The 20,040-nt window shown below is 67.6% G+C and carries 15 protein-coding genes; 5 read left to right on the top strand and 10 right to left on the bottom strand.

From position 1 onward, the window contains the following. The first annotated feature begins 119 nt into the window (after positions 1–119). Positions 120–2,030 (top strand): asparagine synthase (glutamine-hydrolyzing), encoded by a 1,911-nt coding sequence (gene asnB, locus ABNQ38_RS06065; RefSeq protein ID WP_377806247.1) that lies wholly within the window; start codon positions 120–122, stop codon positions 2,028–2,030. After that, positions 2,027–3,970, top strand: a complete 1,944-nt coding sequence (locus tag ABNQ38_RS06060; protein WP_377806246.1) for a hypothetical protein — start codon at positions 2,027–2,029, stop codon at positions 3,968–3,970. The genes asnB and ABNQ38_RS06060 overlap by 4 nt, the downstream gene beginning before the upstream one ends. A 55-nt stretch (positions 3,971–4,025) precedes the next feature. Here the strand turns inward: ABNQ38_RS06060 and ABNQ38_RS06055 are convergent, their stop codons facing one another. Next, positions 4,026–5,048 (bottom strand): glycosyltransferase family 2 protein, encoded by a 1,023-nt coding sequence (locus ABNQ38_RS06055; RefSeq protein WP_377806245.1) that lies wholly within the window; start codon positions 5,046–5,048, stop codon positions 4,026–4,028. 301 nt (positions 5,049–5,349) lie between these two features. Between ABNQ38_RS06055 and ABNQ38_RS06050 the strand changes: the two genes are divergently transcribed. Further along, a complete protein-coding gene (locus ABNQ38_RS06050) occupies positions 5,350–6,117 on the top strand; it encodes a glycosyltransferase (protein WP_377806244.1) in 768 nt (255 codons plus the stop codon). A gap of 217 nt (positions 6,118–6,334) precedes the next feature. On the opposite strand, the gene ABNQ38_RS06045 is transcribed toward ABNQ38_RS06050, so the two are convergent. The 7 genes from ABNQ38_RS06045 to ABNQ38_RS06015 form a co-directional block, all read right to left on the bottom strand. After that, positions 6,335–7,198 (bottom strand): hypothetical protein, encoded by an 864-nt coding sequence (locus ABNQ38_RS06045; RefSeq protein WP_377806243.1) that lies wholly within the window; start codon positions 7,196–7,198, stop codon positions 6,335–6,337. A gap of 81 nt (positions 7,199–7,279) precedes the next feature. Further along, positions 7,280–8,269: a flippase-like domain-containing protein gene (locus ABNQ38_RS06040; RefSeq protein WP_377806242.1), complete on the bottom strand. Its 990-nt coding sequence runs from the start codon at positions 8,267–8,269 to the stop codon at positions 7,280–7,282. Between the two features lie 79 nt (positions 8,270–8,348). Further along, complete coding sequence (locus tag ABNQ38_RS06035; protein ID WP_377806241.1) at positions 8,349–9,119, bottom strand: class I SAM-dependent methyltransferase; 771 nt, start codon at positions 9,117–9,119, stop codon at positions 8,349–8,351. After that, positions 9,116–9,958, bottom strand: a complete 843-nt coding sequence (locus ABNQ38_RS06030) for a class I SAM-dependent methyltransferase (RefSeq protein ID WP_377806240.1) — start codon at positions 9,956–9,958, stop codon at positions 9,116–9,118. Before ABNQ38_RS06030 ends, ABNQ38_RS06035 begins: the two co-directional genes overlap by 4 nt. A 356-nt stretch (positions 9,959–10,314) precedes the next feature. Next, on the bottom strand, positions 10,315–10,893 hold the full coding sequence (locus tag ABNQ38_RS06025; RefSeq protein ID WP_377806239.1) for a phosphatase PAP2 family protein: 579 nt from the start codon (positions 10,891–10,893) through the stop codon (positions 10,315–10,317). A 734-nt stretch (positions 10,894–11,627) separates the two neighbouring features. After that, on the bottom strand, positions 11,628–12,308 hold the full coding sequence (locus ABNQ38_RS06020) for a glycosyltransferase family 25 protein (RefSeq protein ID WP_377806238.1): 681 nt from the start codon (positions 12,306–12,308) through the stop codon (positions 11,628–11,630). 117 nt (positions 12,309–12,425) lie between these two features. Then, a complete protein-coding gene (locus ABNQ38_RS06015; RefSeq protein WP_377806237.1) occupies positions 12,426–13,610 on the bottom strand; it encodes a glycosyltransferase family 4 protein in 1,185 nt (394 codons plus the stop codon). A gap of 182 nt (positions 13,611–13,792) precedes the next feature. Between ABNQ38_RS06015 and ABNQ38_RS06010 the strand changes: the two genes are divergently transcribed. Continuing rightward, a complete protein-coding gene (locus ABNQ38_RS06010; protein WP_377806236.1) occupies positions 13,793–15,352 on the top strand; it encodes a tetratricopeptide repeat protein in 1,560 nt (519 codons plus the stop codon). Positions 15,353–15,368: 16 nt separating this feature from the next. On the opposite strand, the gene ABNQ38_RS06005 is transcribed toward ABNQ38_RS06010, so the two are convergent. Continuing rightward, positions 15,369–16,175 (bottom strand): FkbM family methyltransferase, encoded by an 807-nt coding sequence (locus tag ABNQ38_RS06005; RefSeq protein WP_377806235.1) that lies wholly within the window; start codon positions 16,173–16,175, stop codon positions 15,369–15,371. A gap of 391 nt (positions 16,176–16,566) precedes the next feature. On the opposite strand from ABNQ38_RS06005, the gene ABNQ38_RS06000 reads away from it, so the two are divergent. After that, complete coding sequence (locus tag ABNQ38_RS06000; protein WP_377806234.1) at positions 16,567–18,000, top strand: tetratricopeptide repeat protein; 1,434 nt, start codon at positions 16,567–16,569, stop codon at positions 17,998–18,000. A gap of 22 nt (positions 18,001–18,022) precedes the next feature. Here the strand turns inward: ABNQ38_RS06000 and ABNQ38_RS05995 are convergent, their stop codons facing one another. Then, complete coding sequence (locus ABNQ38_RS05995; RefSeq protein ID WP_377806233.1) at positions 18,023–19,945, bottom strand: hypothetical protein; 1,923 nt, start codon at positions 19,943–19,945, stop codon at positions 18,023–18,025. Positions 19,946–20,040 lie beyond the last annotated feature (95 nt).

Below are 20,040 nucleotides of genomic sequence, written 5' to 3'. Positions count from 1 at the left end.
TCTTGAACCTCTGGGCAAACCTTTGCCCGAGCCCGCACTTTCACCGTGCGCGCCCATAGGCGAGACGCTACACCTAACTCTGTCGCCACCTTCGGCAGTCCCCTCGGGAGAGCAGCCCCATGTGCGGTTTCGCCGGCTTCGCCGGACCCGGCGGCGAGCGCGACCTCGCCGTCATGACCAGCATCATCCGCCACCGCGGCCCCGACGACGACGGCGTCTATGCCGACAGCAGCGGCGCGCTGCCGGTACATCTGGGCTTCCGCCGCCTCGCCATCATCGACATCGAGGGCGGCCACCAGCCGATGGCCACAGCGGAGGGCGATCTGGTCATCGTCTACAACGGCGAGATCTACAACGCGCCCGACCTGCGCCGCGCGCTGGAGCAGGCCGGACACCGGTTCGTCACCGACCATTCCGACACCGAGGTGCTGCTGCACGGCTACCGGGAATGGGGCCTGGACATGCTGGAGCGGCTGAACGGCATGTTCGCCTTCTGCCTCTACGACCGCCGCCGGAGCCGGCTGGTGTTCGGGCGCGACCGCTTCGGCAAGAAGCCGCTGTTCTATGCCGAGACCGCCGGCGGGCTGGTCTTCGCGTCGGAGGCCACCGCTGTCTTGTCGCACCCGTCGGTGCCGGACGGGCTGGACCGCACCGCACTGGTCAAGTATTTCGCCTACGGCTTCATCCCGGCGCCGCTGACCGCCCATGCCGCGGTGCGCAAGCTGCCGGGCGGTTGCAGCATGGTTTACGACCTGACCAGCCGCCGGCTGTCGGTCAGCCGCTACTGGGAATACCGGATGGTGGTGGACGACCAACCGCCGGGCGGTCCCGACCAGTGGGCGGAGGAACTGCGCGACCTGCTGGACCGCGCGGTGGAGCGCCGGATGCTGAGCGATGTGCCGGTCGGCTTCTTCCTGTCCGGCGGCATCGACAGCGCCGCCATCGTGGCGCTCGCGGCCCGCCACCGCGACCCGGCGTCGATGAAGACCTTCACCATCGGCTTCGACGAGCCGAGCTTCGACGAGAGCGGCTATGCCGCCGACGCCGCGCGCCATTACGGCACCGACCACGCCTGCCGCACGCTGAACCTCGACACCGCGGCGGGGATGCTGCCGGAACTGCTGGGCCGGCTGGACGATCCGATCGCCGATCCCTCTATTCTGCCGACGCATCTGCTGTCGCGTTTCGCCCGCGAACGGGTGACGGTGGCGCTGACCGGCGACGGCGGCGACGAACTGTTCGCAGGCTACGACACCTTCGACGCGCTCAAGACGGCGCGGCTCTACCACCATGCCGTCCCCCGCCCACTGCACCGGCTGGCCGAGGCGGTGGCCCACCGGCTGCCGCGGTCGGACAGCAACATGAGCTTCGACTTCAAGCTGCGCCGGGCGCTGCGCGGGCTGGGCCACCGGCCGGCGCACTGGATGCCGGCTTGGCTGGGTCCAGCGTCGGTGGAGGAGGTGTCGCGGCTGTTCGGCGCCGACCTGACCGCCGACGAGCTCTATGACGAGGCCGACGCCCTGTGGCACTCGGGCGCCAGCCGGCACGATGTCGACCGCTCCATCGAGTTCTACGGTCGCTTCTATCTGGGCGAGAACCTGCTGATCAAGGCCGACCGAGCCAGCATGTTCTGTTCGCTGGAGACGCGCTCGCCCTTCCTCGACCGTGACCTCGTCGCCTTCGTCAGCCGCCTGCCGGCTGGCGTGAAACTGCAGCCGAACGGCATCCGGGGTGGCACGCGCAAATGGATCCTGAAGAAGGCGATGGCCCCGCTGCTGCCGCCGGCGATCCTGTCCCGGCCCAAGAAGGGCTTCGGTATCCCGCTTAGCCGCTGGCTGCGCCACCTGCCCCAGCCGCCGCTGGAAGCGGCGGCGCGCATCGGGGTGGATGGTGCCTGGCTGGCGGCGCGCTGGGACGAGCATCGCAGCGGACAGGCTGACCACCGCGGCCTGCTGTGGGCCTGGACCGCGCTCGCCACCGCGCTGGACCGCCCGGCCAAGACCCCGGCACCGATGGAAACCGCCCCATGAGCTTAGACAGTCTGGATCGTCCGCTCCCCAGCGTCGGCAGGGGGGCGACCATGCACGATGCTGGCCGCATCCCTGGGCACGCCCCTGCCCGCGCTCCGTCGCTCGCCCGCATCCTGGTCGGGCTGCTGCTGGGGCTGGGGGCGCTGATCGTCGCCTATCAGTTCGGCATGAACATGCATGCCAGCACCGGCCTGCCCTATTGGGATGACTGGGGCTATTTCTTTGGCACCGCCCAGGGCGTGCAGCAGCCGCTGACAGTCCAGTCGATCTTCGCCAAGGACAGCGACCATGTGGCACCCGTCTTCAAGCTGCTGACCCACGGGCTGTGGCAGGCCATCGGCGTCGATTTTCTGGCCTTCCGGCTGGTCGGCTGGCTGGCCTTCGCCACCATGCTCGCCGCTTACGCCCTGGTGCTGCTGCGGGACTGCGTGCGCTCGGCCTGGGATGCGGTTCCGGTAACGGCGGCCGGGCTGTTCCTGACCAGCACGCTGAACAACGAGTATTTCTATTACCAGCACATGGGGCTGGCCCAGCCGATCTTCTTCACCTGCCTGTTCCTGTTCCTGCACACGCTGGCCCGCGGCCGGCTGGTGCTGGCGACGCTGTTCCTGCTCGCCTTCGGCTCCACCGGGGTGTTCGGCGCCAGCTATGCCCTGGGCGCGGCGGGAGCCGGGGCGGTGCTGACCCTGCGCCAGGGCGGGAGCTGGCGAGAGCGCCTGGGCAGCCAACTGAAAGATGGCCGGACGCTGGTGGCGGTCGGCGGCGGGCTGCTGCTGACCGTGGCGATGCTGTGGATGACCTTCCACGGCTCCTACGCCAACCACACCGGCCAGCCGCTGGTGCTGCCCTGGCACAGCGGTTTCTGGGCCTTCCTTCTGGGAGCCTTCGCCACCGCTGCCGGCCTGCCGGTGGAAGCGGTGGGAGCGCCGCTGTCGCTGGCGGTGGGAGCGGCGGCCCTGGCGCTTTGCCTGATCCCGGCGGCAGGCCTGCTGCTGGGCCGCATCGGGCGGGAGAACCGCAACGCCGCGCTTGCCATCGCCGGGCTGATCGCCGGGGCGGTGATTGTCACCATGACGACCGCGCTGGGCCGGGCCGGGCTGTGCGGCGAGGGCATCGCCAACGCCATGCGCTGCGGCACCATCCCGCGCTACGCCTATCCGGTGCTGCTGGCCTTCCCCGCCGCGGTCGCCGGCTGGACCCTGCTGCCCGGCCGCCGGGTGGGGGCTGCCGCCGGTGTGGTGCTGGCGGCGGCGCTCGCCGTCGGCCACGGTGCCGGGACCGACGCCTTCTGGCGGCACTGGAGCGTCGCCGGCCTCAACCGCATGGTGGCGGAGCGTGACGCGGCGGCGGAGCGCTGCGTCGCCACCTATCTGCAAACCAACCACGCACCCGCGGGAATGGACTGGAGCCAGCCGCTGGTCTGCCCCTCCGCCTCGCCGCGCGACATCGCCCCCTTCCTCCACGCCGCCTATGATCTGAAGGCCGACTTCGTGCAGACGATCCTGGCCGATGCCGCAAGTCGGCCGGAGCGGGCGACGCTGGCCGCCCTGCTGCGGACGGGCAAACTGGATGAGGCCTCGGCACGGCTGCAGCTGGACGTGCCGACGCGCGACGCCGGTTTGCTCGGCTCGCTCGACCGCTTCACGCAGCTTCCCTCCGGCTCGCTGGCGGCGCTCGGCTGGGCGGTCGATGCGGCAATGCCGGCGCCGGCCGCCTTCGTGCTGCTGGGGGTGGGCGACCGCATCGTGGCGACATCCCCGACCGGCGGTGCGCGGCCCGACGTCGCCGCCGTGCTGAAGGACGGTCGGATGACCGACAGCGGCTTCAGCTTGGCCATCCCGCCCGAGTTGGCCGGCCAGAGGGTGCGGCTGTTCGTGCTGGGCCATGACGGCGGGCTGAAGGAACTGACGCCCCCCGGCGGGGTGGCGGCGACGCCCTGATGCGAAAAGGCCCCGCACCGGGAACGGTACGGGGCCTTCTTCTTATCGGCGCCGATCAGTCGCGGAGGCTGCGGTCCGGCGGCGGCGGCTCGTCGAAGTTCAGCATGGTCTTGATCGAGTAGTGGCTCTTGCCCTGGCTCTCGAAATAGATGCGGACCAGCAGTTCGGCCAGCAGCCCCATCAGGATGCACATCACGCCGGTGACCAGCCCCATCGTCACCAGGAGCGGCAGCGGCGTCAGGATGAAGGAGATGCCGTCGACCAGCTTCAGGTAGATGGCATAGATGCCGGCCAGCACCGACAGCCCCATGAACATCAGGCCGGCGAAGCCGAAGATGTAGATCGGCTTGGTTTCGTACTGGGTCAGGAACTTCACGACGACGAGGTCGAGCACGACCTTCAGCACCCGCTCCAGCCCGTATTTCGATGTCCCATGGCGGCGCGGGTGGTGGCGCACCGGCATCTCGGTCAGCTTGGCGCCCTGCCAGCGGGCGTAGATCGGCACGAAGCGGTGCATCTCGCCATAGAGCCGGTAGCCCTGCAGCATCTGGCGCCGGTAGGCCTTCAGCGTGCAGCCATAGTCGTTCAGCTTCACGCCGGAGATGGTGGAGATCAGCTTGTTGGCCATCCGGCTCGGCAGCGTGCGCAGCAGGAAGCCGTCCTGCCGGTCGGCGCGCCAGCCCGACACCACGTCATACCCCTCGTCCAGCTTGGCAAGCAGGCCGGCGATGTCCTGCGGGTCGTTCTGGAGATCGCCATCCATCGGCACGATGACGTCGCCGCGGGCATGGTCGATGCCGGCCATCATCGCCGCGGTCTGGCCGACGTTGCGGCGGAAATTGATGACGCGGATGCGGCTGTCGGACGCCACCCGCTGCAACTCCGCCTCCGTCCCGTCGGTGGAGCCGTCATTGACGAAGATGACCTCGAAGCTCCGCCCCAGCCCGTCGAGCGCCGGGATCAGCCGGCCGCACAGGGGAGCGATGTTGTCCTCCTCGTTATAGACCGGGATCAGGACCGAGACGGAAACCGTGCCGGTGTTCATGGTGGCGGATCCGGAGGCAAGCAGGAGGGTCATCGAACGGGTCCGGAGGCTGCGGGTCATCTGTGGGGGCGATGCCGGGCCATGGTATGGCCGCTGGATCCGGCAAGCGCAACGGATAATTGGGTCGTGGACCGGGCGGAGGCGTCCGGCCGGAGGCCGGGCATGTCGCGCTCCCACCGTCCTTACGGCGTCTTGCCAAAGCCCATGCCACTGTGGGATGACGTGCGGGCAAGCGGCGGAGCAAATGCAGGGCAGCCGGGCGGATGCCCGTCGGCGGTCGTCTGCTGGCCGTTCAGCCCGACACGCCTCCCGACCGGAAACCGGCCCGCATCCGATGAAACTCTCCCTCGTCATCCCATGCACCCATCGGGACGTGGTCCTGGTTCCAGATCTGCTGGAAGCCTATGCAAACGGCACCGAAGTGCCGGATCAGGTCATCGTATCGGTCAGCAACGCGCATATGGCGGAGGAGGCCGTCCTGGCACGGATCGCCGCCATCGGCATCACCCGCTTCCCCGAGATCCTCATCCTCAAGCACCACCAACGCATGTTCCACGGGCCGAACCGCCAAGCCGCCTCGGAACGGGCGATCCATGAATTGATCTGCTACCAGGACGCCGACGACACTCCGCATCCGCAACGCATCCAGATCGTCAAGCGCCTGTTCCAGCAGTACGACATCATGCACCTCAACCACACCTGCTGCCTGGAGGGGGCACAGTTCCAGCAGGTTCATGGCGCCCTCCAGTTCATGATCTGGCACCAGAGGGCCATCGCCGAGGGCTGCTTCCCACAAGGCCGGCTGCGCGATTGCGTCCAGGTGCAGCAGTGCTACGGCGCCTTCACCGAACGCCCCGTCCATGCCGGACAGCCGGTGATCCGAAGGGAGGTGCTGAAACAGGTGCGCTGGAAGGATTGGGGGGAACTCGCCTTCGGCATCGCCGAAGACTACGAGTTCAACATGGAATGCGCCTATGTCTGGCGCAAATCGATGATCGTCGACATCCCGCTGATCCGCTACACCCCCTTCGCCGGCCGCGAGACGGTGGAGGAGATGCTGGGGCTCGTCCCGAACAGCGCGCCCTCTGCCCCCCAGCCCTGAACAAGGCGGACGGTGTCTGTCCATCCGGTGTCCGGTGAACAAGGGCGCGGGAAACCGAGCGGTGGTGACCAGGAACGGGAGCCGACGGTGAACAGCGATGCTTCCGATGAGTTCGCTAGACGCGCTCTCGCCTCAACCATACCATCAGCATGATCGGGCCGGAGGAGCGCCTCCCCCGGTGCGCCTCCGGCTCAAGCGAGAGCAACAGGCTCCTTGCTCAAAGGGAACTGCCGATCCTCAGCAACTCATTGTTATCCCACGGCGCATAAATACTTATATAGGCCAGAGATGGATCGTTGATGAGTTCCTCGGGAAGTTCGAGGGCGTCGACAAGATCCGACCGGACACAGATCGCGTTTCCGGTGTGGCAAACCACGGTATACCCCTTTTCCTTTGCAAGATCGGCGATTGCCATGAAGCTTGAGCCGGATATTTCTTCGCCATGGATGTATCGCACCGGGGGGGGCAGGGTACTGTTGACCTCGATGATGACGATCTTCGGCAAGTATTCCTTGATGGACGCCCAAATCTGATAGTCGCAGCTGTCGATATCGATGCTGAGAATATCGAAGTCTTTAGGCATGGCCGTCTTGCTGAGAATGTCGTCAACCCGCCTCCCTGGGATGTCCGGGGACACGAAAGCGAGGACGGGCAAAACCTTTTGTCCGGGCAGCTTCGAGCAGGTGGTGACGAGATCCTTGTATTTTTCAGCGTCTCCCTCGATGTAAACACCGCTCCAGCCGGCCTCCGCCAAAGAGTATGTATTGCTAAGATGGATGCCGTCCCATGCGCCGAACTCACAGAAATTTCCTGAAGATATCCGCAACCTCAGAAGAATTTCAGCGATGATTCCATCCTCTCCATTTTGGCTGTATTTGTTTTCGCCATAAGAGTTGAGCGGAGATTTCGCCTCACGCAGAGCCTTCTTATCTTTAGCGATATTGGATATTCTTCTCGCCTCATTATACCAAGGATGCGCGGATATGATGTTTTCGCACATCGCTACGGCAACATCATACCGTCCAACCGCGATGGCGCCGTTGGCGATCTTAACCGCATCATTCAATGTGATTTGGTTCATTCTTCCTGATCCTCTTCATGATCACGACGTGTCCGATGTAACGGAAGGATCGTGATCGCATCTCCATCTCCGAACGGCCGATCAGTCCGGCGAGCGGCCGGCAACCCCCTCCATGCCGGCCCGCCGGTCCCGCAGGACCGTCAGGTCGATGACGGCGCCCAGCAGGGCCACCATCACCTGGAAGGCGAGGATGCCAAAACCCAGCGCCAGCGACTCGGCGTGCGGCACCCCAACCAGATCGAGCAACCCGACCAGAGACGCCTCGCGCAGGCCGATGCCGGCGACGGTCACCGGCATCAGCACGATCACCGACATCAACCCGATCACCGCACTCCACACCGAAAAGGGCTGGTCGATGCCGACCGCCAGCCCCAGGGCCTGGCTGCCGGCGACCGCCGCCACCTGGACAGCAATTCCGACGCCGACCGACAGCAAGGCCCGCCCCGGCCGGCGCGTCTGGTCGCGCCACGCCTCCAGGAAACGGCGCAGCGGGCCGAGCAGCAAGGCCTCGCGCTTCCGCCCAGCGCGCCAGCCCAGCAGAGCCAGCAGCAGGGCGCGGGCCGGCGCCCAGGCCAGCAGCGCCGTCGCCGCGACCAGCCCCGCCAGCACCAGCACCACCGCCACCAGCAGCCCGTCTCCGAAGCGGGCCGACTGCACCGCCAATCCACTGCCGGTCAGCAGCAGCAGCCCGACGATCCCCGTCACCTTGTCGAAGGCGACGGCCGAGACGATGCGGCCGCCGTCACCCTCTCCCCGTCCTTCGCCCCGCCCTTCATCCCGGCTGAGCCGGTAGGCCTTCACCGCCTCCCCCGCCAGCTGGCCCGGCAGGACCAGTGCGTAGAGCTGCGCCACCAGCGTGTAGGCGAGCAGCCGCCCCGCCCGCAGTTCCGGCAGCAGCACCCGCAGCTTCAGGGCGTTCAGCACATGCATCAGGAAGAACAGCAGCCCGGCGAGCGCCATCAACCCCGGCGACGCCACTGCCAGCACCCGCCCGACCTCCGCCACGTCGACCCGCCACAGCAGCAGGGCGACCAGCAGCGCGCTGACCAGGGCCTTCAGGCGGGGACCCATTTAAGGATGCCTTTTCATGAAGTCATGAAGTGATGCTATGGGCATTTTGCCCTCTCCCAGGGCGGGAGAGGGCAACCCCTCACGACCCCGACCGGCGGGCCAGCACGTAGATGTAGTCGCCATGCGACCAGGAGTTCAGGCGGAACAGGTGGTACAGCGCCTCGGCGATGAGTCGGCGGCCGGGGCCGTAGTCGCCTTCCGTGCCCTGGCCGCTGGCGGCGCCCAGGACGTTGCGGTAGAGCGGCGAGAAGAAGGGGAAGCCCCATTCCACCACCCGCTCGATCTCCAGCCCGACCGACTTGATCTTGGCCTGTAACTCGCCACGGGCATAGTTGCGGTGGTGGCCGACCGTACGCTCGAAGTCGCGCATCCGGCCTTGCAGGGTGGAGACCAGCAGGTAGCGGCCGGTCATGGCGGCGAGGTTGCGCAGAGCCGCGACATCGTCCTCGATATGCTCGACCACATCGGTGCAGACCACCAGATCGAAGCGGCGGTCGAGATGGCCGGCGGCGACGTCGAGCAGCCCGAACTCGGCGTTCGGTGCCCGACGGCGGGCGACGTCGATCGCCTTGGCGGCGAAGTCGAGGCCGGTGTAGCTGGCCTGCGGCTTCAGCGGCATCAGCGTGGCCAAGAGCGAGCCCTGGCCGCAGCCGACGTCAGCCAAGCTGTCGTAATTCAGCGGGCGCACCATGTCGGTGACGATGCGGCGCAGATGACGGCCGGTCGGGCCGTATTTGCGCATGTCGTTCCAGCGCCGTTCCCAACTGTCGTCGTAATCGACGCCGCCCGGGTGATCGGCCGCTGCCGCGGGCAAGGGAGAGGTGGCGGACTTGAATGCGTCGTCGCTCATGCGGGCCTCCGGCGCAGGATGAATTCGTTGCAACCCGTCGGCACGCGCGGCGGGCGGACCTCCAGCATGTCGAAGCCGAGCGCGTCCATCCGCGCCCGCACCTCGTCGGCACTGGCATATTCGTAGGGGTAGCCGCCGAGCCAGTCGGTCACGTCCACCCAGAACTCCATGCCGCGCTCCTTGCGCAGCGGGTTGGAGCCGGTGATCGCCCAGGTCGCCAGGAACATCAGCGAGCCCAGCGTCCAGTCCCAGACTTTTCGAAGGAAGCCCGGCGACAGGTTGTAGACGATCTTGATCAAGGTCCAGATCGGCGAGGTCCAGTGGCGGTTGTAGAGCGCCAGCACGAAGGTGCCGCCCGGCGCCACCAGAGGGGCCACCGTCTCGATCGCCGGCCACATGGAGCCGGTGTGGTGCAGCGAGCCCCAGGCATAGACCACGTCGAAGCGGCCGAGCGAGCCGACGAAGCCGCTGTCGAGCGCAGAGCCGCGGCGGAAGTCGATGCGGTCGGCAAGTTCGGGTGCGAAGCGGCCCAGGTTGCGGCGGGCGACCTCCACCCCGGTGGGGTTGACGTCGAAGCCCAGCGCGCGGCTGACGCCCAGCTTGCCGGCGGCGATGGTGAACAGGCCGGAGCCGGAGCCGACGTCGCAGAAGCTGGCGTCCTTCAGCCGGTCGGTCCCGACCAGCCCCTTCAGGCTGTCGATGGCCGCCACCAGCCGCGGCTCGTCCAGCACGGTCCGCGAGTAATGGTCCCAGTTCTCGCCGAAATCGAAGGCCAGGGCGGATGGTCCGGCCGGGGTGCCCCCGCCATCCGCTGTCTTCACCGGTTCCGCCACGCTCATCCGATCCCTTGCTGTCCGATCCGCTCTGCCGCGCCGCCATACGCTCCCGAAAGCTGCCGGATGTCAACAGCACCTGAACCTTCCCACGGCTAAAGCCGGGGGGCTGGGGATGCCTGCGCCGCAACGCCTGCGGCTCTCGCTTGCGCTACGGCCGCATGCCTGGAGCAAGGAGCGGCGATCAAAACTGACCGGAGCCAAATCTCCTGGACCGGACCGGCGCGAGAATTTCGAGCAAGTGCTCAGGGATAGGCTCGGCGAGCACCGGAGCGAACATCTCACGCAGATGGTCCTGCACCCGGCAATCCTGCTGGATCTGCACGGAAATACGCAGTTGGTCCCGGTCTTGCGCACATAGGCTACAGGGGGCCGTCGCCAGCCCACCGGTCGGCGGCACGGGTGAGCAGGGCCGAGACCACGCCGACCGCAGTGCCGGCGACCAAGTCGGACGCCCAGTGCCGGTCCGCCGCCATACTCGACCAGCCGACGCTGGCGGCGAACCCAATGCCGGCTGCCGTGAGTGGCGAAGCCCCACGGTTGAGCCCGATGACCGTGGCGAGCGCAACAACGTCGGCGGCGTGCCCAGACGGGAACGACGCGTGCTTCCCGTCGGCGACGCCCCAACGCTCGGGGTCGGCGCCGTCGTTGGGCCGGGCTCGGCATAGAATGTGCTTGCCGGATTTGGCGAACAGGGTGCCCAGGGCGATGGCGAGCAAGCCCTGCCGCGCCACCCTGGACAGGGCCGGGCTGGCCGTGCCATGTCCGACCACCCACAGCGCCGCCAGAGCTGGAAAGAGCACGCTGCGTGAACTCGGCGTCTGCAGGCCGTCGCGCAGACGCGGGTGCACGCGCCCGCTTGCGACCGCAGCGGCTCGGCCAGCGGCATCGACCGCGCCGACGGTACGCAGCACCGAATTTGTGAACGTCTCATGTGGCAAAGGGGGCTCTCCTCGTTCGGAAGGATGCTGCCGGCGAGGGGCCCCGCGCGACTGTCAACAATGCTCAACGGCGCCGCTGCGGCTTCATCACGCCGAACCGTGTGTGGTCGGTGATTCCACCAGTTTGCGCGCTGACCACCCCTGTCGCCGCCACCCAGAGGCTGGCTTCTAACTGGAGCCGCCAGCCCCGCCGCGGGATGGAGCCCATCCTGCAGAAGCAATGTCCCGTGGCGAGGCCGCATCGGTGTTCATGGATAATCAATCAGCCGGATTCGGATTAGAGGCGGTTTCCAGCCCCTTCATCCGATGCCCCCTCTGGAAACCGGCTGATCTGCTGTCGGTTTCCTGTGCCTTTGGCACAGAGAGGCGAGGATGGGACCAACAGTTGCGGGATTGGTGGCGGGGATCATCGACCGGATCGAGGCTCGCTCTGTCGGCTACGGGCGCCCGCCAATGCCCACTGTGGAGATCATCGAGACGCTTCGCTTCTTCCTGCGTGAGGGCGTCCAGTGGCGCGAGCTTCGGGCGGCGGACGGGCGCGCCTCAGGCTCAACCCTCCGCCGCCGCCTGGACCGAGTGGCACACGACGGCGTTGCTCCGCCGTGTCCATGCCGTCCTCGTTCGTATGGCGCGCTCCGGTCCCGACGCCGCCGCTTGCGACGTCGTGGTCGACAGACGTCCTCGCCACCGTCCAGATCACTGCTCTCGTCAGCCAGGGGGTACAAATCCCGGCATCAATAGATTTGTGACTCGACTTGACCAGGATCGACGCAATAGGGGACTGGCGTCACATAAGCTAAAATATACTCGTGGTCCAGAAGATTTCTTCTATACTTGGCAAGTCCGTGCCCAAAAGAAATTTGTGATCGCTGATGGGCCAGGATCTGAAGGTCGATCGGCATGTAGAATGTTTCGAAAATCTTCAGGCATTTCTCGATGCCGGGGCGGCTGATGACATAACCTTGCATCCCGCAGCCATATCCAGCGGCCTCACCCCTGCTGTTCTGCGGCATCCTGTCTGTGATGTAGACGAAATCGGCATCCTTCGGGATGGAGATGTTCTGGAAGCTCCGGCAGGGAACAGCATCATCTTCGAACACCACCAGGTAATCCAAACCCCTGTCTCTGGCTCGACGCCAACACTGTATGTGCGAATAGGCGCAGGCGATCTCCGTAAACATGAGCGGACCGCTCTGCCGACGTGGGTCGTGGCGTTCAAAGTCGGTCCAGCGCAGATCTGTGAGATCAACTCTGACATTTTCAATAGAAAAGCCTTTTCTGAGATCCTCAACTGAAACCGCATCAAAGAACTCGAAAGAGGGCAAGAAACGATCAGCGGCTTCTTTGAAAACCTTGCGTCGGGGAGACCCTATCAAGGAGATGCAGAACTGTGCAATTTTTAGGAGTGAAGTCATTTTAAGACACGTACCTCCTCTTTATCACGTGCTGAAGGCAGCCACCGACCAGCCCCTCCAGATTTTGCCGCTTGGCTTGTGCGCTGCCAGGGTTCCTCCGGGCCAAGCGACGCCCCCTCACTCCGCCTGCGCCGACGGGACCCGTTCCGCCGAGCCACGGCCGGCAAGCGCCAAGTCGCGGTAGGCGGCGGCGACGGCGCGCCAGGAAAAATGCTCGACCACCCGGCGGCGCCCGCCCTCGCCCAGGCGGCGGCGCAGGGCCGGGTCTTCGATCAGACGGGTCAGTGCCACGGCGAGAGCAGGCGTGTCATCGGCGTCCAGCATCAGGCCGGTCTCCTCCTCCACCACCAGATCACGGTTGCCGGCGATGCGGGTCGCCACCACGGCCAAGCCGGTGGCCATCGCCTCCAGAACCACGTTGGGCATGCCCTCGTCGCGCGACGGGAAGACGAAGGCATCGGCGGCTCGATAAGCGGCGGGAAGCTCGTCGCGCCCGAGCCAGCCGCGGAAAGCAATGCGCTCCGACAGGCCGAGCCGGGCGGCCTGTGCCTCCAGCTCCGGCCGGGCGGGGCCGTCGCCGACAATGGTCAGCCCGATGCGGTCGCGCGTCCCGGAGGGCAAGGAAGCGAGCGCCTCGAACAGCACGTCCAGCCCCTTCTGCCGCACCACCCGGCCGACGAACAGCAGCGACAGGCGGGCGGCGCCACTCCTGGTGTCAGCGGGTGAGAAGCGGACCGCGTCGACGCCATTGGGGATGATGGCGATCGCCTGGTCCGGGGCGAAGCGGCGGGCGAGATCGGCCAGCCCCTCGCTGTTGGCGACAACGGCCGAGGAGCGGCGCCACAGCCAGCCGATCACCGGCCCGGCCAGCCGGTGGTAGAGCGAGATGCCGTCATACTGGAAGCCCGGCACGTCGCCGCCGCGCAGGCTGACCACATAGGGCACACCGGACAGTGCCTTCACCATCCAAGCCGCCGGACCGCAGGGCAGACCGAAATAGGCGATGGTGGCGTGGGGACGCCAGCGGGCGGCGATCCAGGGCGCCATCACCAGCGAACTGGCGAGGAAGACCAGCATCTCCACCACCGAACTGCGGTCTCGGCGGCGGCGCAGGGTGGGAATGCGACGGATCTCCACCCCGTCAGCCCGGCGCTCCACCCGCGGCAGGTCGCCGAAGGCCGACGTCAGCACCAGCACCTCTTCGCCCAATGCTGCCAATTCGCGCGCGGTGTTGTCGGTGGCGTTCGCCGCCCCGCCGCCCAGCGGCGGAAATTCGTAATTGATCAGCAGAAGCCGCGCCATGCCGCCCGCCACACTCCCCGTTCGACGAGCGCCATTGATGCGGGGACGGGGGCGGCGATGCAACAGCCATCGCGAAGAAGGGAACGGTTCGCGGGCGACGAATCCCTGGGGCCGCTCTTTGCAGGAGCGGTCCTCTTCATGCTACTGATCCCGCCGTTCCCAACCGAAGCGCCGCGGCCTCCATGAACATCGAACAAGCTTTCACGACGGCGGTCGGTCTCCAGAAAGCCGGCCGTTCCGACGAGGCCGGGCGGCTGTATGCACGGATCGCCGCCCATGATCCGCACTTCGCACCCGCGGTCAACAACATGGGGCTGCTGCATGCCGAGGCCGGCCGGAGCGAGGCGGCGCTCGCCCTGCTGCGGCGCGCATTGGCGCTGGCTCCAGGGTCGGTGAACAGCTGGAACAATCTGGCATCGCTGCTGATCCGGCTCGGCCGGCGGGATGATGCCGCCCGGGCCTATCGGATCTCGGCGAACCTCAAGCCCGACCAGCCTGGGGTGCTCAACGAACTGGGTCTTCTGCTGGAGGGGCTGAGGCGCCCGCAAGAGGCGTGCGAGGCATTCGCCCGCGCGGCGGAGCTTGATCCGATGGAGGCGGAGTACGCCAACAACCTCGGCGCCATGCTGCGCAGCGACCAGCGGCTGGAGGAGGCAACACGCTGCTTCCGCCGGGCGATCGCGCTGAACCCGCAACACAGCGGGGCCTACAGCAATCTGGGCTCCACGATAAAGGACAGGGGCGTCTTCTGGCAGGCGCTGCTGGCTTTCCGCCGGGCCACGAGGCTGGTTCCGGACTTTGCCGGCGCCCATTGGAACGAAAGCCTGCTCCGGCTTCTGCTGGGGGATTTCGTCCGGGGCTGGCAGGGCTATGAATGGCGCTGGAAGCATGGCCAGCTGCCCTCGCCGCAGCGCAGCTTCACCAAGCCGCGCTGGGACGGATCGCCGCTCAAGGGGCGGCGCCTGCTGGTCTATTGGGAACAGGGCTTCGGCGACGTGCTGCAGTTCGTGCGCTACCTGCCGCTGCTGGCGCAGGTGACCGGCGGACAGCCGGTCATCCTCGAATGCCAGCGTCCGTTGCTGCCGGTGCTGCGCAGCCTGTCCGGCGTCACCCTGGCGCCGACCGGGGCGCCGCTGCCCGACTTCGACGTCCAGATCCCGGTGATGAGCCTGCCGGCGCTGTTCGGCACCCGGCTGGAGACCGTGCCGTCCCGCGTTCCCTACCTGAAGGCGGAGCCGGAGCTGGTGGCGCGCTGGGGCGAGCGGCTGGCCGGGTTGGATGGGCTGAAGGTCGGCATCGTCTGGGCCGGATCGCCCACCCACGGCAACGACAAGAACCGCTCCATCGGGCTGGCTCCCTTCGCCCGGCTCGCCGCCATCCCCGGCGTCCGCCTGGTCTCCATCCAGAAGGGACCGACGGAAGGACAGGCGGCAAACCCGCCCGGCGGCTTCCCCCTGCTGAACCTGTCGCCCGACATCAAGCACTTCGCCGATACCGCCGCCATCATGGCCGGTCTCGATCTGGTCGTCTGCGTCGACACCTCCGTCGCCCATCTCGCCGGCGCGCTCGGCGTCCCGGTCTGGGTGCTGGTGCCCTTCGCCCCCGACTGGCGCTGGATGCTCGACCGCGACGACAGCCCCTGGTACCCGACCATGCGCCTGTTCCGGCAGTCCCGGCCGCAGAGCTGGGACGATGCCGTCGACCGCCTGGAGCGCGCGCTGCGCGACCGCGCCGCCGGATAAGGAGCCTCGGCAGGGATCAGAGCGCGGCGTAGGGCCCGTCGCGATGGACCATCACCAGATCGACCTGCCACATCCGCTCGTCCTCGGGGCGGTACAGGGGATCGACGATGTCCCAGACGCGGAAGCCGTATGGAGCCATCGCGTCGATGATGCGGGCCAGCCGCGGGTCCTCGCCGACCACCGTCGCCTCGATCACGAAGACGCTGCCCGGCTCCATCAGCGTGGCGGCGCCGGCCAGCACCTCCAGCTCCAGCCCGTCGACATCGATCTTGACCAGCAAGGGACGGGCATAGCCGCGCTCGGCGCACAGCCCGTCGAGCGAGACGGCCGGCACCTCGCGCAGGCTGCGCAGCGCATGGTCCGGTTCGACCTGATGGTCCGCCGCGACGACGGAGGAGTAGAGTCGATCGTCGGACACCGCCAGCGAGGCCGTGCCGCTCTGCCGCGCGACGGCGGCGATGTGGTATTCGGCGCTGCGCAGGTCCGCACACAGCCGCTGCAGAGCCGGTTCGTTCTCCGCCACCGGTTCGATCAGCACATGATGGGCGTCGGGGAAAACCTCGTAGAGCGGCGGGGTGCCGGTCTGGGCGCCGACGTCGATCACCGTGGCGGGACGGAAGCCCCGGCCGCGCAGCAGGACCAGCGTCTTGTGCTTGCTCTGGCGGACCATGGTCCGCTGCGACCGGATCAGCCCCAGCAGCGTCGCCGCCATCGGGTGGCCCGGGCTGGCGCGCAGGATGACCTGATAGAACTCCTCCGCCCGCTCCAGGTCGCCGGACAGATGGACGTCGAAGGCGATCTTGAGGCCGTCGGCGATGCTCACGGTTTCATGGCTCCCATCAGGTTTCGGATGGATCGCCGCATTCGGGACTCCGAATATAAAAGTGCCACGCCGGAATGACCGGCGTGGCACAGTTTCGGCTGGAACCCTTTCCCGGGTCCATACAGACATTTGATGATATTTTGCGAACTGTTCAAGCGCCTTCTCCTCGAACGGCCGTGTTTTGGCTTGGCGTTGCCTTTATATTTTCACGAGGACGGTGGTGGACCCGCATTTGGGGTACCGGCCCCCCCCGGCATCGACGATCGGGGACCGGCGGACCGCGACTCGGGGACGACCGAGGCCGGCGCGTCGACGGCTTGTCAGGCGGAGGGATGTCATGGGATGAAATCCGCCCCAATCCACCCGCCCCAGTTCTGCGAGACCGATCGTCATGCCCTCCGTTCCGCCCCCCGCCGATCTCCAGAGCGATTTGGACGCCGCACACGACACCGAGCGGACGGGCAGTCGCGAAACCGCCATGGCGCTCTACCGCCGGGTGCTGGAGCGTGGCCTGGAGAATGGTGGGAAGAATGGTGGGGAGTATAGCGGGGCCGAAGCGGGGGCGGCGCATGATGCGCTCGCCCGGCTGCTGGTGGGACAGGACATGGCGGAGGCGGCCGGCCATGCGCTCGCCTCCTGGCGGTTGACGCCCGCCGATCCGACCCGGCGGTCCAACCTGTGGCAGCTGCTGACCCATCTGGGCGAAGCCGGCGACATCGCCCGTTTCCAGGGCCGCGACGACTGCGTCGGACTGGTGGCGCTGGGCAACGCGCTGCGCCGCGACGGACAGGGGCTGCGCGCCGAGCGTGCCTACCGCCGGGCGTTGGACCTGTATCCGGAGGTCTCCTTCACGCTGAGCCGGCTGGCCTGCCTGTGCGCCGAACAGCATCGGCTGGAGGAGGCCGACGCCCTGTTCCTCCAGGCGGCGGAGCGCCACGGCGGACGCGATGCCGTCACCCGCACCGCTCCGGCCTTCCTGGCATCCCTGCGCGAGGGGCCGGCGCCCGCCGGCATCCGCGCGACACTTGCCGAAGGCCGGGCAAGCGCCGACCGGCCGCTGGTGGTCTACGCATCCTGCGACGCGGTTTATGCCCGCAAGTTCCTGCCGACCATGGTGCGGTCCATCGTCGAGGACAGCGGCCTGGACTGCGCCATCGCCCTGCACCTGATCAATCCCGACGCGGAGGCCGAGACGACGGTGGCGTCCCTGACCGCCGCCCATGGCGCCGGCCGCTTCATCATCCTGCGCGAGACCATCGACCTGACGCCGCTGGGCGACACTGCCAAGACCTATTACGCCTGCAGCCGTTTCCTGGTTCTGCCCGACCTGCTGGCCCGCTGGAAGCGGCCGGTGCTGATGCTGGACGTCGACCTGCTGGCGATCCGCGACCTGAACCCGCTGCTGGCGACCTCCGCCCACTCGGACCTGGGCATGATGAGCCATGCGCTGAAACGGCTGGACATCTGGAGCCTGCTCTACGCCGACGTGCTGCACATCCGACCGACCATGGGGGCGTGGCACTTCCTCGACCTGACCCGGCGCTACATCCGCCACTTCCTGGACCGCGGCATGCCGGTCTGGTTCCTCGACCAGGCGGCGCTCGCCGCCGTGCATCTGGCGGGCTTCACGACACAAGCCGCACCGCGCCTGACCGTCTATCCAGCCGACATCCACAGCAGCACGGTGATGGTCGACGGTGAGGGCCGCTATTGGACCGATGACAGCGCCTATTTCTATTCGGTCCGCGCCACCGGCGGCGGCCAGCACGCGGTGGACCGGCTGAAGCGCCGGGCCGGCACCACCGCCGACCTGAAGCCCAGCTGATCTCGGGGCGCGCCGGCCGGCCTCAGCGAATCCAGCCCATCGCCCGGAAGCGGTCGAGGTTGTCGCGCACCAGCCGGGGATGGCGGTCGAGCGGCACGACCTCGTATTCGCCGCGAGCGCCGGGTGCGCCTTCGGGAAGGGTGCCGCCACCGTCGAGGAAGCTGGCGACGCCGGCCATGTTGCCTTCGCCGAAGGACTGCGCATGCTCCTGGTGGGCATAGGCGTTCAGCTTGGCGGCGAAGCGCTTCAGATCGCCCATCCAGCTGAAATGCCAGCCGGCGTCGCGGATGAGATGGCCGATGTCCTGCTTGGCGAGATAGCGCACGGCATTGGGACCGGTCTGCCGGATGAAGCGGAAGGGGGCGGCACCGGCGGCGCGCCAGTCGCGGGCGAAGCGGTAGTTCAGCCGGTAGAAGAACAGGTCCAGTTCGGCGGTGAAGACGGTGTCGAAGGCCGGCCCGCCGCCGCGCAGCCGCTCCACCACCTCGCGCCGCAGGATCTCGTCGACGTCGGAGACGATCACCATGTCCTCGTCGCGGCAGCCGTCCAGCCCGCGCAGGATGGCGTCGCGCTGGTAGGCCTCCCGCTGCCAGGAGAAGGTGCCGACAAGCTCGTCGACCACCACGTAGCGGATCTTGTCCATGTAGGGCCGGAACCGCTCATGATGATCGCCGAAGCTCAGCGCCTTGGGCTCGCCGGAATGGGTGTGGGTCGCCTCCACCACCACGAAGCGCTCGACCACGTCGTACAGCTCCGCCAGCCGGACCTCCAGGATCTCGGCCTCGTTGAAGAAGGTGCAGCAGTCGAAGATCCGCCGGGATGCCGGTTCCGCCGGGACGGACGGCGCCGTCCCTTCGGCGAAGGGGTTGCCGGACAGCGGGAGAACGGGATTGCGCCCGAGTGCGGCCGCATAACCGACGAGGGACCGCAGGCCGAGCAGGGTGGTCCAGCGCTGCGTGCGGGTCCAATGGTCGATGCCAGGCGCCTCCAGCAGGCGTTCCATCGTCGCCGACAGGCTGTCGAAGGAGGCGCGGGCCGCCGTCTGCCCGTCCATGTCGTAGACATAGGCATAGGCGAAGCCCTTCAGGCTCTCCAGCAACTCCTCGACCACGAGATACTGCTGCGCCTGCGCCTTGCGCTCCAGCCCGATCGGGCTGTTCCACAGGTCGAAGCCCTGCTTGTGGGCCTCGATGGCCTCGCGGTAGCGCTGCCGCTCCTGCCGCAGATCTCCCAGCCAATGCATCGCGGCGGCCGCCGCCTGGCGGCGTGCCTCCGTCCGGCCGTCGCCCTGCCAGCCTTCCGCCTCAAACGTCATCCCGCGGCAGCGGGCCAGGGCCTCCGCCTGACCGGGTGGGCAGAGCTGGGCGAGCGCCCCCAGAAGAGGAGCCGCCGGCCGGTCGGAGCCCAGCCAGTCGGCAAGGGCGCGGATGCCCGCCTGAAAGGCGATATCACGCAACTGGTCGGCATGGTCGGTCCCCGGGGCGAGCCGCAGGCCGCGGGCGATCGACATCGCCGCCACCGCTCCGTCACCGTCGGCCCCCCGTTCGCACTGTCCGATGAGCAGATGCGCCTGGGGGAGTGCCGGATCGAGGATCAGCAGCAGACGGCAGGCGCGCTTGGCATCGCCGCCGCGCCCGGCATTCGCATCCTCGGTGGCGCGCTGGAGGATCATAGAAACCAGGGCTTCGCAGTTGGCGCGAAGGGGGTCGCGCGGTGCGCCATACTCCGCAAGAAGGACGAAGCGCCAGACTGCCTCCCCGAGCCGGCCGCCTCTGTAGGCTTCGCTTCCCTTCGCGAAGACGCCGGTCAGCACTGCCGTCGACAGGGCGAGCGCATCGGCATTCGCGGGGTCCCGCTGCAGGATGTGCCGCAGCCCTGCCATGGCGTGCCAATCGCGCCCCGCTTCGGCATCGATACGGGCCTGGAGAAGGCGGGGGTCTGTCATGCGGAAGGTCCTGACGACGGAATGGAGCGGCGGGATGGCTGAAACAGAGGGGCGAGGGAGCCAAGCGGGGTCCGCCAGCAGGCCGCGGCGATCGG

It is taken from the genome of Azospirillum sp. A29 (assembly GCF_042604625.1).
Lineage (GTDB): Bacteria > Pseudomonadota > Alphaproteobacteria > Azospirillales > Azospirillaceae > Azospirillum > Azospirillum palustre.
This window is presented reverse-complemented; position numbering and strand designations above follow the sequence as displayed.

Excerpts from the sequence above, each read along its gene's own strand:
- ABNQ38_RS06040 (WP_377806242.1), bottom strand. The coding sequence starts at position 8,269 with ATGGGTCCCCGCCTGAAGGCCCTGGTCAGCGCGCTGCTGGTCGCCCTG.
- ABNQ38_RS06050 (WP_377806244.1), top strand. The coding sequence starts at position 5,350 with ATGAAACTCTCCCTCGTCATCCCATGCACCCATCGGGACGTGGTCCTG.
- ABNQ38_RS06055 (WP_377806245.1), bottom strand. The coding sequence starts at position 5,048 with ATGACCCTCCTGCTTGCCTCCGGATCCGCCACCATGAACACCGGCACG.
- ABNQ38_RS06015 (WP_377806237.1), bottom strand. The coding sequence starts at position 13,610 with ATGGCGCGGCTTCTGCTGATCAATTACGAATTTCCGCCGCTGGGCGGC.
- ABNQ38_RS06045 (WP_377806243.1), bottom strand. The coding sequence starts at position 7,198 with ATGAACCAAATCACATTGAATGATGCGGTTAAGATCGCCAACGGCGCC.
- ABNQ38_RS06060 (WP_377806246.1), top strand. The coding sequence starts at position 2,027 with ATGAGCTTAGACAGTCTGGATCGTCCGCTCCCCAGCGTCGGCAGGGGG.
- ABNQ38_RS06030 (WP_377806240.1), bottom strand. The coding sequence starts at position 9,958 with ATGAGCGTGGCGGAACCGGTGAAGACAGCGGATGGCGGGGGCACCCCG.
- ABNQ38_RS06020 (WP_377806238.1), bottom strand. The coding sequence starts at position 12,308 with ATGACTTCACTCCTAAAAATTGCACAGTTCTGCATCTCCTTGATAGGG.
- ABNQ38_RS06000 (WP_377806234.1), top strand. The coding sequence starts at position 16,567 with ATGCCCTCCGTTCCGCCCCCCGCCGATCTCCAGAGCGATTTGGACGCC.
- ABNQ38_RS05995 (WP_377806233.1), bottom strand. The coding sequence starts at position 19,945 with ATGACAGACCCCCGCCTTCTCCAGGCCCGTATCGATGCCGAAGCGGGG.
- ABNQ38_RS06035 (WP_377806241.1), bottom strand. The coding sequence starts at position 9,119 with ATGAGCGACGACGCATTCAAGTCCGCCACCTCTCCCTTGCCCGCGGCA.
- asnB (WP_377806247.1), top strand. The coding sequence starts at position 120 with ATGTGCGGTTTCGCCGGCTTCGCCGGACCCGGCGGCGAGCGCGACCTC.
- ABNQ38_RS06010 (WP_377806236.1), top strand. The coding sequence starts at position 13,793 with ATGAACATCGAACAAGCTTTCACGACGGCGGTCGGTCTCCAGAAAGCC.